Source organism: Streptomyces sp. NPDC006624, from assembly GCF_040611555.1.
Taxonomy (GTDB): Bacteria; Actinomycetota; Actinomycetes; order Streptomycetales; family Streptomycetaceae; genus Streptomyces.
On record NZ_JBEXOM010000029.1, the window covers coordinates 47,154 to 59,441 of the forward strand.

The 12,288-nt window shown below is 75.2% G+C and carries 14 protein-coding genes; 3 read left to right on the forward strand and 11 right to left on the reverse strand.

The features are described from left to right. Window positions 1-51: 51 nt before the first annotated feature. From ABZY20_RS33975 to paaA, 9 genes are read right to left on the reverse strand one after another with little or no spacing between them, the layout of a single operon-like run. Entirely contained in the window at window positions 52-1,311 is a 1,260-nt protein-coding gene (locus tag ABZY20_RS33975; protein ID WP_356446848.1) for an aminotransferase class V-fold PLP-dependent enzyme, read from the reverse strand. Beyond that, complete coding sequence (locus ABZY20_RS33980; protein WP_356446850.1) at window positions 1,308-2,156, reverse strand: alpha/beta fold hydrolase; 849 nt, start codon at window positions 2,154-2,156, stop codon at window positions 1,308-1,310. Before ABZY20_RS33980 ends, ABZY20_RS33975 begins: the two co-directional genes overlap by 4 nt. Continuing rightward, window positions 2,146-2,994 (reverse strand): tryptophan 2,3-dioxygenase family protein, encoded by an 849-nt coding sequence (locus ABZY20_RS33985; RefSeq protein WP_356446852.1) that lies wholly within the window; start codon window positions 2,992-2,994, stop codon window positions 2,146-2,148. The genes ABZY20_RS33980 and ABZY20_RS33985 overlap by 11 nt, the downstream gene beginning before the upstream one ends. A gap of 25 nt (window positions 2,995-3,019) precedes the next feature. Next, the gene (locus tag ABZY20_RS33990; protein ID WP_356446854.1) at window positions 3,020-3,796 is read right to left on the reverse strand and encodes an SDR family oxidoreductase; all 777 of its coding nucleotides are present in this window, start codon (window positions 3,794-3,796) and stop codon (window positions 3,020-3,022) included. Window positions 3,797-3,837: 41 nt separating this feature from the next. Beyond that, the gene (locus ABZY20_RS33995; RefSeq protein WP_356446856.1) at window positions 3,838-4,974 is read right to left on the reverse strand and encodes a 2Fe-2S iron-sulfur cluster-binding protein; all 1,137 of its coding nucleotides are present in this window, start codon (window positions 4,972-4,974) and stop codon (window positions 3,838-3,840) included. 8 nt (window positions 4,975-4,982) lie between these two features. Next, window positions 4,983-5,492, reverse strand: coding sequence for a 1,2-phenylacetyl-CoA epoxidase subunit PaaD (gene paaD / locus ABZY20_RS34000; protein ID WP_356446858.1), 510 nt, complete (start codon window positions 5,490-5,492; stop codon window positions 4,983-4,985). Continuing rightward, a complete protein-coding gene (gene paaC, locus ABZY20_RS34005) occupies window positions 5,489-6,262 on the reverse strand; it encodes a 1,2-phenylacetyl-CoA epoxidase subunit PaaC (RefSeq protein WP_356446881.1) in 774 nt (257 codons plus the stop codon). The genes paaD and paaC overlap by 4 nt, the downstream gene beginning before the upstream one ends. Before the next feature lie 25 nt (window positions 6,263-6,287). Then, window positions 6,288-6,599 carry a 1,2-phenylacetyl-CoA epoxidase subunit PaaB gene (paaB, locus tag ABZY20_RS34010; protein ID WP_356446860.1) on the reverse strand — a complete coding sequence of 104 codons (312 nt, stop codon included), beginning with the start codon at window positions 6,597-6,599 and terminating at the stop codon, window positions 6,288-6,290. Further along, a complete protein-coding gene (gene paaA / locus ABZY20_RS34015; RefSeq protein WP_356446883.1) occupies window positions 6,596-7,567 on the reverse strand; it encodes a 1,2-phenylacetyl-CoA epoxidase subunit PaaA in 972 nt (323 codons plus the stop codon). The genes paaB and paaA overlap by 4 nt, the downstream gene beginning before the upstream one ends. Window positions 7,568-7,987: 420 nt before the next feature. Between paaA and ABZY20_RS34020 the strand changes: the two genes are divergently transcribed. From ABZY20_RS34020 to ABZY20_RS34030, 3 genes are all read left to right on the forward strand, one after another. After that, window positions 7,988-8,236 (forward strand): acyl carrier protein, encoded by a 249-nt coding sequence (locus tag ABZY20_RS34020; RefSeq protein ID WP_356446862.1) that lies wholly within the window; start codon window positions 7,988-7,990, stop codon window positions 8,234-8,236. Next, window positions 8,236-9,720 (forward strand): AMP-binding protein, encoded by a 1,485-nt coding sequence (locus ABZY20_RS34025; RefSeq protein ID WP_356446885.1) that lies wholly within the window; start codon window positions 8,236-8,238, stop codon window positions 9,718-9,720. Before ABZY20_RS34020 ends, ABZY20_RS34025 begins: the two co-directional genes overlap by 1 nt. 115 nt (window positions 9,721-9,835) lie before the next feature. Next, the gene (locus ABZY20_RS34030; RefSeq protein WP_356446864.1) at window positions 9,836-10,510 is read left to right on the forward strand and encodes an enterobactin synthetase; all 675 of its coding nucleotides are present in this window, start codon (window positions 9,836-9,838) and stop codon (window positions 10,508-10,510) included. Window positions 10,511-10,761: 251 nt separating this feature from the next. Here ABZY20_RS34030 and ABZY20_RS34035 read toward each other — a convergent pair whose 3' ends face one another. After that, window positions 10,762-10,956 (reverse strand): antitoxin, encoded by a 195-nt coding sequence (locus ABZY20_RS34035; protein ID WP_356446866.1) that lies wholly within the window; start codon window positions 10,954-10,956, stop codon window positions 10,762-10,764. 99 nt (window positions 10,957-11,055) lie between these two features. Then, window positions 11,056-12,285 carry a crotonyl-CoA carboxylase/reductase gene (gene ccrA, locus ABZY20_RS34040; protein ID WP_356446868.1) on the reverse strand — a complete coding sequence of 410 codons (1,230 nt, stop codon included), beginning with the start codon at window positions 12,283-12,285 and terminating at the stop codon, window positions 11,056-11,058. Window positions 12,286-12,288: the final 3 nt, after the last annotated feature.

Below are 12,288 nucleotides of genomic sequence, written 5' to 3' on the forward strand. Positions count from 1 at the left end.
GCGGCAGGAGGTGACCGAGGTGGTGCGCCCCTGGCGGGCGGGGCGTCGCGCTCAGGTCACCGGCCCCGCCGACGGGGGTGCGGGGTCGTAGGCGGCGTTCCGGGTGAGGTCCCGCAGGCGGAGCGCGGCGGTGAGCAGGTCGCCGTGGCTGGTGTAGAGGGCGTTGACGCCGAAGCGCAGCAGGTCGGGGGCGCGCATGTCGGCGATGACGCCGTGCCCGGCGAGAGCGGCGACCAGGCCCCGGGCGTGCGGGTGGCGGAGGGTGACCTGGCTGCCGCGGCGGCCGGGGTCGGCCGGGGTGACGGAGGTGAAGCCCAAGGGGGTGAGCAGTTCGTCCGCGCAGCGCAGGAAGAAGCCCGTCAGGGACAGGCTCTTGGCGCGGACCCGGGTCAGGTCCACGCCGTCGAAGGCGGTGAGGGCCGCTTCGAGGGCGAGCAGGGACAGGATCGGCGGGGTGCCGATGCGGGCACGGGCGATACCGGGGGCGGGCGCGTACTCCTCGGCCAGGCGGAACGGGTCGGCGTGGCCGGTCCAGCCGGGCAGCGGTGTCTCCAGTGCGGCGTGGTGGCGCTCGGCGACGTAGAGGAAGGCGGGGGCGCCGGGGCCGCCGGAGAGGAACTTGTAGCCGCAGCCGACCGCCAGGTCGACTCCGAGGGCGTCGACGTCCAGGGGCAGGGCACCGGCCGCGTGGCACAGGTCCCACAGCGCGAGGGCACCGGCGTCGTGGGCGGCCCGGGTCAGCGCCCGCATGTCGTACAGCTCTCCGGTGCGGAAGTCGACGGGCGTGTAGCTGACGGCGGCGACCCGGTGCCCCTCGGCGGCGAGGAAGCGCGGGAGGTCCGCCGGTGGCACCCGCCGTACCTCCCGTCCCCGGCGACGGGCGACCGCGTCCGCCAGGTAGCGGTCGGTGGGGAAGTGCCCGGGGTCGGTTACCAGCAGCGGGCGGTCGGGGCGCAGCGCGGTGGCGGCGTCGAGCGCGGTGAACAGCTGCACGCTGGTGGAGTCGCCCGCGACCGTCTGCCCGGGCGCGGCCCCGATGAGCGCGCCGACGGCGTCGCCCACCCGCAGGGGTGCCTCCCACCAGCCGGCGTCGTTCCAGGAGCCGATGAGGCCGGTGCCCCACTGGTGGCGCACCACGTCGTCCAGGGCCGCCGGCACGGCGGCGGGCAGGGGGCCAAGGGAGTTGCCGTCGAGGTAGACGACGTCCGGTGGGAGCAGGAAGCGGGCGCGCAGGGGCGCCAGGTCGTCGTCGCTGTCCAGCCGTGCGGCCCGTTCGCGCAGGGCGGCCGGTGCGGAGAGTGCGGTGGTCATCGGTGTGCGGCCTCCTCGCCCGCGCGGCCGGGGTCGCCCGGGCTGAAGGCGGCGGCCATCTCCCGGAGGGTGGCGGCGACCGCGCGGGCGCCGGGCGCTCCGGGTTCGATGAGGGTGTAGTGGCCGGTGCCGGGCAGGACGACGGTCCTGAGGTCCCGGTGCACGGCCGCGTAGTCGCTGAACTGGCTGAGGGGGACCTCCTCGTCGGCGGCGCCGTGCAGCAGCACGGTGGGGACGCCGGTGGTGCCGGCGCCGCGCAGCAGGGTGAGGGGGTCGACCTGCGGCAGCCGCTGCGCGAAGTGCCCGTCGCCGCCCAGGAGTTGCAGGGCGGCGTCGTTGCTGAGGCCGTCGCGGCGGGTGGCGGTGAGGTCGGTGATCGGCGCGAGGGCGAGCACGCTCGTCGGCAGGGTGCGCGTGTGCCAGGGCGAGCCGGGCGGCAGCAGGCCCCGGGCGGCGCACCACAGCGCCAGGTGCCCGCCGGAGCAGTGGCCGGCGAGGACGTAGGGCCGCCCTTCGGGGAGGGTGTCGACCATACGGGCGACGTCGTCGAACGTCTCGGGGTAGCCGCCCGCGCCGCCGGAGCGCCGGAAGCCGGGGAGCAGCACGCTGAACCCCTGGGTGGAGAGCCACGCCGCGAACGGGGTCAGGTGCATCCGGTCGTAGCGCCAGTAACCGCCGTGGAGCAGGATCACCAGCGGGGCGCCGGGGTCCTCGGAGGGCCAGGCGTCGTAGGACTGGTGGGGGTGGTCGCCGTAGCGGCCGTGCACCGGGGCCAGGACCGGTTTCAGACTCAGGACGCGCTGTTCCTCCTCGGCGGCGAAGGCGGAGATGGTCCTAGACGTCACCGCGCACCTCCCACAGTTCGGGGAAGACCGGCCGGGCCGCCCGCTGCTCCAGCCAGGCGAGCCCGGCGGAGCCGGCACTGCCCGGTCTGGCGCCCATGGCGCGGCGGACCACCAGGACGTGGTCGAAGCGCCAGCGGGTGACGAGTTCGGCGATGTCGGTGAGCAGTTCGCCCAGCGCCAGGTGCGGGTGGTGCTGTGGTCCGGCGTAGACGTGCCGCCAGGCGTCCACGACCCCGGGGTCGCCGGTGTACGGGCTGGTCACGTCACGCTCCAGGATGTGGCGCGGCACGGGCAGGCCCTGGCGGTGAAGGTGGGCCAGCACCTCGTCGTACAGGGTCGGTTCGCGGTAGGTCTCGGCGAGCGCCTCGTGGACGGCCGGGTCGCCGCGGTGGGCGCGCAGCAGCCCGGCGGACTTGTCGCCGAGGAGGAAGTCCATGTGGCGGTACATCGCCGACTGGAAGCCGGACGCCTTGCCGAACGCGGCACGGAATCCGTTGAACTGGGCGGGGGTCAGCGCGGCGATGGGCGCCCAGGAGCCGCCCAGGGCGGTGAGCGCGCGGCGGCTGCGCGCCAGCGCGTCCATGGCGGCGGGCAGGTCGTCCTTGGCGAAGGCCACCCGGGCCGTGCGCCACTCGTGCACGACCAGGGTGAACCACAGCTCCATCACCTGGGTGGTGACGAGGAACCCCATCTCGTCCGGGGCTTCGGTGAGCGGGTGCTGGAGCGAGTTGAGGACGGAGGCGTGGACGTACGCGTCGTAGGGGCTGGCGCCCGTGAAGGGCCGGGTCAGGGCGTCGTCCGTCACCGGCTCGTCGAGGGCGGACGTGCGGTCGTTCATGGTGTCTCCTAGGGGTGCGTACGGGTCACACACCGAGGTGGGCGCCGCCGGAGGCGTCGATCCACTGGCCGGTCACCCAGCGGGCGTCGTCGCTCGCGACGAAGGAGACGACGTCGGCGATGTCCGCCGGATCGCCGAGCCGGCCGAACGTGGAGGCCTCGCTGTAGCGGCGGCGGATCTCCGGGACGGCGAGGGTGGGGTTGATCTCCGTCTCGGTGTAGCCGGGTGCGACGGCGTTGACGGTGATGCCCCGGGGGCCGAGTTCCTGGGCGAGGGAGAGGGTGAGGTAGTCGAGGGCGGCCTTGGTCATGGTGTACGAGACGATGGCCGGGAAGGCGACGCGGGTGGCGACGGAGGAGATGTTGACGATCCGGCCGCCGTCCCTCAGGCGGTCCAGGCCGCGCTGGATGATGAAGAACGGCGCCTTGGTGTTGATCGCGAAGACGCGGTCGTAGTCGGCCTCGGTCACCTGGGCGAGGGGGCGGGGGACGGTGATGCCCGCGTTGTTGACGAGGATGTCCAGGCCCGCCGGGGCGTCCTGCTCCGCCAGAGCCCGGTCGAAGGCGGACCACAGGGTGTCGGCGTCGCCGGGGACGCCGAGTTCGGCGTGCACGGGGAAGGCGCGGCCGCCGTCGGCCTCGATCTCCTTGACGGTCCGCTCGGCGGCCGCCTCGTCGTGACCGTAGTGGACCGCCACCAGGGCGCCCTCGCGGGCGAGGCGGCGGCTGACGGCTCTGCCGATGCCCCGGCTGCCTCCGGTGACCAGGGCGGTCTTCCCCTCGTGCCGGGCGGTGGCGGTCATCGTGTGGGTCTCCTTCGCTGAGAGGTGGCGTGGCGTGCGGGTCAGGCGTCGAAGTCGAGGGTGATCTCGGGGGTGCGCGGCCGGGCGCGGCAGACGAGGGTGTAGCCGGCGGCTAGGTCCGCCTCGTCCAGGGCGTGCTGGCGGTCCGCCGTCACCTGCCCGGACAGGACCTTCGCGCGGCAGCTGCCGCACACGCCCTCACGGCAGGCGTACGGCACGTCGGGGTGGGTGCGCAGCAGCGCGTCGAGGAGGGCGGGGTCGTGCGGCAGGACGGTGGCGGTGCGGCGGCGTCCGTCGAGCAGGGCGGTGACCCGGGCCTGTCCCGCCTCCGGTGCCGGTCCGGCCGGCTCCGGTGGCCGCGCCGGGCCGTCGCCGGAGGTGAACGACTCCCAGCGGACGAGGGACGGTTCGGCTCCCCACTCGGCGAGCACGCGCCGCGCGGTGTCGGTGAGGCCAGGCGGTCCGCACAGGGCGAACGCGGTCCCGGGGCCGGGGCGGGCGTCCACGGCCGTCAGCACCCGGCGCAGCCCGGCCGCGTCCAGCCGCCGCGCGAGCGGGCCGGCCCCGCTCCCCGGGTCCTCGCGGGTCAGTACGTACAGGACGGTGAGACGGTCGACGAACTCGTCCTTCAGCTCGGCCATTTCGTCGGCCAGCAGGGCGTCGGCCGCGGTGCGTGCCGAGTGGACGAGGCTGACGCGGCAGGCCGGGTCGCGGCGCAGCGCGTGGGCGGCCATCGGGGCCAGGGGGGTGATGCCGGTGCCGCCCGCGAGGAGGACGTGGTGGGCGCCGGGCAGCTCCGGCACGGCGAAGTGCCCGGCGGGCGGCCAGACTTCGAGGCGGTCGCCGGGTGCGAGCCGGGTGGTGGCGTGCTCGCCGAAGCCGCCGGGGCCGGCCCGTTTGACCACCAGGCGGAGGGTGCCGGGCCGGCGCGGTGGCGGGCAGACCGAGTAGGTGCGGCGCAGTTCGGCGCCGTCCCGGTGGTGCCGGACGGTGACGTGCTGGCCGGGGCGGTGGCGGAAGACGTCCCGCAGCGCGGCGGGCACGTCCAGGGTGACGGCCGCCGTGTCGGCGGTCAGCGGGCGGACGTCGGTGACGTCGAGGGCGTGCGGGCCGGTGCGGCGTGCCGGGCCGGGCGGTCCTGCGTCGAGGGGGGCGGGCGGTGCGGTGGCGGTGTTCACGGTGGGTCTCACAGTGCGGTCAGGTGGGGGAAGGGCTCGCGGCACGCCGTGCACCAGAGCACCGACTGGCAGCGGGAGGGCCCGAAGGGGCTGTGCGGCCGGGTGGCCCGGGAGCCGCAGTGCGGGCAGGGCACGTCGCCCAGCCCGACGGGGACCGGGCCGTGGGGGGCGGGGGTGAGGGGCGGGGCGATGCCGTGCGCGGCGAGCTTGCGCCGCCCTTCGGGGGTGATGCGGTCCGTCGTCCAGGGCGGGCTGAGGACCTGCCGGACGCGGCCGTCGGGGTGGCCGCAGGCGATGAGGACGTCGCGTACGGCGGCGGTGATCTCGGGCAGCGCGGGGCAGCCCAGGTAGGTGGGCGTGATCTCCACCTCCAGGACGCCGTCGGCGCCCGGGGCGACGGAGCCCACCACGCCGAGGTCGCCGAGGCCGATCACCGGCAGTTCCGGGTCCGGGAGCGCCTCCACGCGGGCGCGCACCTCACGGGCGTCGCGGGCCGCGGACGGTGCGGGCGCGCTCACCAGGTGCCCCCGGGGAACTGGCGGTGCACCGACTGCAGTTCGGCGATCAGCGGGCCGAACTCCTCGGTGTGCAGGCCGGAGCGTCCTCCCGTGGCCGACCAGGTGGGTTCGGGGACGGGGAGCCCCGCCTCGGTGACGACGGCGGTGACGCGTGCGAGCCATGTCCCGCGCAGCGGTGCCGGGGAGGGCACGGCGCCGGAGCCGGCCAGGCGGCGCAGCGCCTCGTCCTCCTCGAAGAGTTCGCCGGTGTACGGCCACACCCGGTCCAGGGCGTGCCGCATGCGGCGGGCGCTGTCGTCGGTGCCGCGTCCGAGTGTCACCGTCCAGCGGTCCGCGTGCAGCCGGTGGAAGGCGACCTCCTTGGCGGCGCGCGTCCCGAACGCGGCGAGTTCGGTGTCGGCGCACTGTGCGAGGGCCTCGTAGTGGAGGACGGCGTAGTGGGTGTAGGCGAGCTGCCGGGCCACGGTCGTGGCGAAGTCGCCGTTGGGGAGTTCGGTCAGCAGGGCGTTGGTGAACGCGCGTTCGCGGCGTGTGTAGGCGAGGTCGTCCTCGGTGCGGCCGGTTCCGTCGAGCCGCCCGGCGCGGGCGAGCAGGATCCGGGCGTGGCCGATCAGGTCGAGGGCGATGTTGGACAGGGCCAGGTCCTCGTCGATGGTCGGCGCGCGGGTGATCCACTGGCACAGCCGCTGTCCGAGGACGAGCGCGTCGTCGCCGAGGCGCAGCGCGTGCAGGGCGAGGTCGGGGGCGGCGGACGGCGGTTCGCCCGGCAGCGGGCCGGGGAGCGCCGCCGGGACGTCACGCGTGGTGGTCACCTTCGGGGCCTTTCTCGGTCAGCGGCGCGAAGTGCTCGGGGTGGCGGTACGGCTTGTGGCGGGCGCCCGCGAAGTACGGGTCGCGTTCGTCCGGGGAGGCCGCGTGCACGGCGTCGGAGCGGACCACCCACAGCGACAGCGGCTCGCCCCGGCGCGTGTACAGGTCGCGGGCCGCGGCCAGCGCCGCGTCGGGGCCGGCCGCGCGCACCGACCCGACGTGCTGGTGGGCCAGGCCCCGGCGGGCCCGCAGGAAGACCTCCCAGGACGCCGGTGCGCCCTCGCGTGCCCTGCTCATGCGTCCTCTCCTGCCGTCGCGTCGTCCGTGCGGGCGGCGTACGCGGCGGCGGCCTCCCGGACCCAGGCGCCGTCCTCGTGCGCGGCGCGGCGGTGCGCGATGCGCTGGCGCGCCCAGTGGGTGGCGTCGCCGAGCGCCTCGCGGTAGGTGTCCCAGTCGACCGGGGTGAAGTCGTAGTGGCCGCGCCGCTCGTTCCAGCGGATCGCCGGGTCGGGCAGCGTCAGGCCGAGGCGTTCGGCCTGCGGGACGCAGCCGTCGACGAAGCGCTGACGCAGTTCGTCGTTGGTGTGGAGTTTGATGCCCCAGGCCATCGCGCGGCGGGAGACGGCGGCTCCCAGGGCGGCGGTCCGCGCGTCGGCGCCGCCCGCCTCGGTGTCGGGCGGCCCGAACATCAGCGCCACGGCCGGCAGCCACCAGCGGTTCACCGCGTCCTGCGCCATCTCCTTCTGCTCCGGTGTGCCGTCGCACAGCGCGCGCATCAGGTCGTAGCCCTGCCGCACGTGGAAGGCCTCCTCCTGGCAGACGCGGCGCATCGCGCGGGCGTACGGCCCGTAGGAGGTCCGGCACAGGGGTGCCTGGTTGATGACGGCGGCGCCGTCCGTCAGCCAGGCGATGGCGCCCGTGTCCGCCCAGGTCAGCGCCGGGTGGTTGAAGGTGGCGGAGGCGCGCTGCTGTCCGCGGTGCAGGGCGTCCAGCAGGTCGGCGCGGTCCACGCCGAGGGTCTCGGCGGCGGAGTACAGGTACAGGCCGTGGCCGGCCTCGTCCTGGACCTTGGCGAGGAGGACCGACTTGCGGTGCAGGGAGGGGGCGCGGGTGAGCCAGGCGCCCTCCGGCTGCATGCCGATGATCTCGGAGTGGGCGTGCTGGGCGATCTGGCGGACCAGCATGCGGCGGTACGCGTCGGGCATCCAGTCGCGCGGTTCGATCGTCTCGCCGTCGGCGATGAGTCTGTCGAAGCGGGCGAGCAGTGCGTCGTCGTCCGCCTCGGGGGCGGTACCGGCCGTGGCGGGGAGCGCGTGGGGTGCGGGCGGGACGGCGGCGGGGGCGCCGGCGGTCCGCGGGGTCACCGGGCACCGCCCGCGCGCCCGTGCTCCGCCGTCGCGGTGCGGCACTGCGGGCACCGTCCCGGGGGCCGCACCCGTACCGGCTGCCTGGGCACTCGCATCACTCCTTCGGCTCGGACCGCCCCCGGCGGGCCGGGTGGCGGGTGGCTTCGTTGCGGTAAGAGGCGGGGCGCGCGGCCCGGCTATCCCCGCCGCGCGCGGTTCGGGCGCGTGACAAAGCTCACGGGCGGGCCCGGGGAGTGGGAGCGGGCCGCACCGCCTCTACAGGGGGTGACAGTCGTAACACCGCGCGGCGGCCGGCACGCCGAGGCGAAAGGGGAAACCATGAGCACCATCAGGGAGTTGCTGGTCGAACTCACCGGCACGGCCGAGTACGCCGACCGGGTCGGCGACGACGTCGTCCTGGCCGCCAGCGGCATCGACTCGGGGGACCTGGTGCGCCTGGTCCTCCTGGTCGAGCAGCGGCTCGGCGTGGAGATCACCGCGGAGGACATGGAGGAGCTGCACACGATCGGCGACTACGAGCGCTTCGTGGCCGAGCGCGCGGTCGCCGGGGCGAGCGGCGGTGCGTGATGTGGCTGACGCAGCTGCTGGAGCGCAACCGCCAGTGCCGGCCCGGCCGGACCGCCCTGATCGACGAGGAACGCAGCGTCACCTGGGCCGAGTTCCACGACCGGACGCTGGAACTGGCGCGTGGACTGGCCGAGTCGGGGATCAGGCGGGGTGACCGGGTCGCCGTGCTCTCCAAGGACCGGATCGAGGTGCTGGAGAGCTACTTCGCGCTGGCCCGGCTCGGCGCGCTGTTCGTGCCGCTGAACCACAGCCTGGCCGAGCCCGAGGTCGCCGGGATCGTCGAGCGCGTCGGGGCGGTGGCCGTCCTCGGCGAGTCGGAGCTGCTGGACCGGCACCGCGCGCTGCCGGAGTCGGTGCGCCTCCGGCTGGCCCTCGACAAGCCCGCGTTCGCGGCGCTGGGCACCCTGGCCGCCGAGCGGGACCTGCCGGACGTCGCCGACACGGACCCGATCGCTGTGCTGCACACCTCGGCGACCACCGGGCAGGCCAAGGGGGTCACCGTCGACAGCGCGTCGTTCCGGGCCATCGCGCTCGGCTGGCTGGTGATGGCCCGCCCGGCCGACGGCATCGTCATGGTCAACTGCTGCCCGCTGTACCACGGCAGCATGGTCGTGTCCCTGACCTATCTGGCGGCCGGCGCGACGGTCGTGCTGATGCCCGGCTTCACCCCGCAGCGGGCGCTGTCCGCGGTGGAGCGGCACCGCGCCACGCACATGTGGCTGGTGCCGCAGATGCTGCGCTTCATGCTCCAGGCGAAGGCGTCCCACCGCGCCGACCTGTCGTCCCTGCGCGAGGTCCTGTACGGGGCGGCCCCCATGCCGCTCGACGTCTACGCGGACGCGGTCGAGCGGCTCGGCTGCGGCTTCCGGCAGGTGTACGGCATGACCGAGGTGGGCGGCCCGTTCGTCACGCTCGGCCCCGACGAGCACCCCGCCCCGGGGGACGTCACCGCCCGCATCCCGTGCGGGCGGGTCGTGCCGGGCATGTCCGCCCGGGCGGTGGACGAGGGGGGCCGGGAGCTGCCGCGCGGCGAGATCGGCGAGATCGTGGTGCGCGGGCCGGGCGTCATGCGGGGCTACTGGAACGACCCGGAGGCCACCCGGGAGATCACCCTGGACGGCTGGATCAGGACGGGTGACCTCGGCTTCATGGACGACGAGGGCCGCATCAGCCTGGTGGACCGCACCAAGGACGTCATCATCCGGGCGGGCCAGAACGTCTACCCCTCGGAGATCGAGCGCGCCCTGATGACCCACCCGGCGGTCCGGGACGCGGCGGTCGTCGGGATGCCCGACGAGGACTACGGCGAGGTGCCGCTGGCGTACGTCGCCCTGGAGCCGGGAGCGGAGCCGGACGCGCCGGCGCTGCTCGCGCACGTCGCGGGGCTGCTCGCGCCGTACAAGCGGCCGCGGCGGGTGGAGTTCATCGAGCAGGTGCCGCGCAACCCCGCGGGGAAGATCGTCAAGAAGCTGCTGCGGGTGTGAGCGCGTGCGGCGGGCGGCGATGACCGGACGCCCCGCGCCGGCCGGGCCGGCCACGACGGACGCGTCGTGGCCGGCCCGGTTTGCTCAGGGGCCCGTGGGAGTGGCATGCGGTGAGGTGTCCGCGTTGCGTCCGCTGCTGGCGGGGGCGGCTCTCGGCCTGGGCGTCGCGGCCGTCTCGGAGCCGTGCCCGCAGCCGGCCGGGCCCGCCGAGGCCGCCGCCGCGGCCGGCATGCCGACGCGGCGGCGGCTGGAGTTCCTGGCCGGCCGGCGAGCCGCCCGGCGGGCCCTGCGCGCGGTGGGGCTGGACTGCGGTGAGATCCCCCGTCGCGGGCGGCTGCCGGTGTTCCCGCCGGGCCGGGCGGCGTCGATCTCGCACAGTGCCGGAATCGCCGTCGCCGTGGCCCGCGTGCCCGGCCGGGACCTGCCGCTCGGCTGCGACCTGGAGCTGCGGCCCCTCCCCCGCGAGGCGGCCCGGCTGGTGCTGCGCGCGGACGAGGAGTCACTGCTCGGGGACGAGGAGACACCGCCGGGCGCGGCCTGGTCGGTGACGGAGCTGTTCTCCGCCAAGGAGGCCGCGTGGAAGGCCCTGGACGCGCCGGAGGGCGCGGGAGGCCGGGCCGCCGGACTGCGGGCGGCGAGTCTGCGGGACCTGCGGGCGTGTCCGTCCGGGGACGGCGCCCTGGTCGTCGGCCCGCGCGCGGATCCGGGCCTCACCGTGCGGGTGCGGGTGGTGCGCGTCGGGCCGGGGGTGTTCAGCTACGCCGTCGGGCCGGCCGGCGCCCGCGGCTGAAACACGCGCTTCCCGGCAGGAGCACCGCATCACCCCCGCACAGGCAGGCCGGCACCCGCGGCCGAACACGCGCTTCCCGGCAGGAGCGCCGCATCGCCCCCGCACAGGCAGGCCGACACCGGCGGCCGAACACGCGCTTCCCGGCAGGAGCGCCGCACCGCCCCCGCACAGACAGGCCGGCACCGGCGGCCGAACACGCGCTTCCCGTCCCCGGGGCACGGCACCGGGGACGGGAAGCCGTTCGTGCCCGGTCAGCGGCCGGACGTGCCGTCGTCCCGGTAGGAGCGGCGCATCGCGTCGGCGGCCTTGTCGGTCCGGGCGTCGTACTTGTCGCCCGTCCGCTCGTCGATCGTTCGCTCGGCGCCCGCGACGCCCTTGTCGGCCTGGTCGGGGTGGCCCTTGGCCATCTGCTTGGCCTTGTTCATCATGTCGCCCAGCTTGCCCATGGGATACCTCCCGGAGTGCATGTGCGGTCGGACCCCGCCGCAGGTACCCCTTTGGGCGGTGCGCGAATCATCAGGGGCGGACCGGGGCCGTCTTTTCCGTCATCCCCGGTCGCCCACGCGTGCGGCCATGTTGCCCGCCGGGTGCCGGTTGTCGTGGATGAGCTGGTGGGCGAGGCCGATCTCGTCGAAATCGAAGGTCCGGGACAGGCACGGGTCGATGATGCCCTGGTCGATCAGCCGGGTGACCTCCCGTGCCTCGCGGGCGGTGGCGACGTGCGAGCCCTGCAGGCGCTTCTGCCGCATCCACAGGAAGCGCAGGTCGACGTCCCCGTTGTAGCCGGTGGTGCCGCCGCACAGGACGACCATGCCGCCGTTGTCGCACAGGTACAGGGACGTGGGGATGGTGTCGGCGCCGGAGTGCTCCAGCACGATGCGCGGGCTGCGGCGCTCGCCGAGCACCTCCCAGAAGCGCCGTCCGAAGGCCCGGGCACCGGACAGCCAGCGGTCCATCGCCGCCTGGTCGGAGGTGTCGGGCAGCCGTCCCCAGTGGTCGAAGTCCCGCCGGTCGATCCAGCCCTCCGCGCCCAGCTTGAGGCAGAACTCGCCGCGTTCCTCGCTGGAGACGACGGCGACGGGGATGCCTCCGACGTGCCGGACGAGCTGGATGGCGATGCAGCCGAGCCCGCCGGCGCCGCCCCAGATCAGCACCGGGTCGCCGGGGCGCACCGTGTGCGGCGGCCAGCCGAAGAGCTGGCGGTAGGCGGTGGCCGCGGTCGCCATGTAGCAGGCGGCCTGCGCCCAGGACAGCCGGGCGGGCTTGGGGTGGCACATGTAGTCGTCGACGACGGCGAACTGGGCGAAGGAACCGTAGTTCTCCTCGTAGCCCCACACCCGCTGGCTGCCGGACCAGGTGGGGTCGCCGCCGAGGCGGATGTCCTCGGCCCTCTCGTCCCAGCGGTTGGCGAGGACGACGACCTCGTCGCCGAGCCGCACCCCGCGCACGTCCTCGCCGACCGCCCACACGATCCCGGACAGGTCGGAGCCGCCGATGTGGAAGTCCTCGGTGGCGCCCGCCTTCTGCCGGGCGGCGATCACGTCGAGCGGCGAACCCAGAGCCGCCCAGACGTTGTTGTAGTTGATGCCGGCGGCCATCACCTTCACCAGGACCTGTCCGCGGCCCACGGGAGGGACGTCGACCACCTCGGTCCGGAAGGCGTCGACGGGCTGTCCGTAGCGCTCGCGGCGGATGAGCGAGGCGTACATCTGCTTCGGGGCGGTGCCGATCTCGGGCGCGTCGCCGAGTTCGTAGAGGTCCTGGGTCGCTCTCACGCT

What these genes read in the sequence shown, in the direction of transcription:
- ABZY20_RS33975 (WP_356446848.1), bottom strand. Translation starts at nt 1,311, where the DNA reads ATGACCACCGCACTCTCCGCACCGGCCGCCCTGCGCGAACGGGCCGCA.
- ABZY20_RS33985 (WP_356446852.1), bottom strand. Translation starts at nt 2,994, where the DNA reads ATGAACGACCGCACGTCCGCCCTCGACGAGCCGGTGACGGACGACGCC.
- ABZY20_RS33990 (WP_356446854.1), bottom strand. Translation starts at nt 3,796, where the DNA reads ATGACCGCCACCGCCCGGCACGAGGGGAAGACCGCCCTGGTCACCGGA.
- paaB (WP_356446860.1), bottom strand. Translation starts at nt 6,599, where the DNA reads ATGAGCAGGGCACGCGAGGGCGCACCGGCGTCCTGGGAGGTCTTCCTG.
- ABZY20_RS34020 (WP_356446862.1), top strand. Translation starts at nt 7,988, where the DNA reads ATGAGCACCATCAGGGAGTTGCTGGTCGAACTCACCGGCACGGCCGAG.
- ABZY20_RS34025 (WP_356446885.1), top strand. Translation starts at nt 8,236, where the DNA reads ATGTGGCTGACGCAGCTGCTGGAGCGCAACCGCCAGTGCCGGCCCGGC.
- ABZY20_RS34035 (WP_356446866.1), bottom strand. Translation starts at nt 10,956, where the DNA reads ATGGGCAAGCTGGGCGACATGATGAACAAGGCCAAGCAGATGGCCAAG.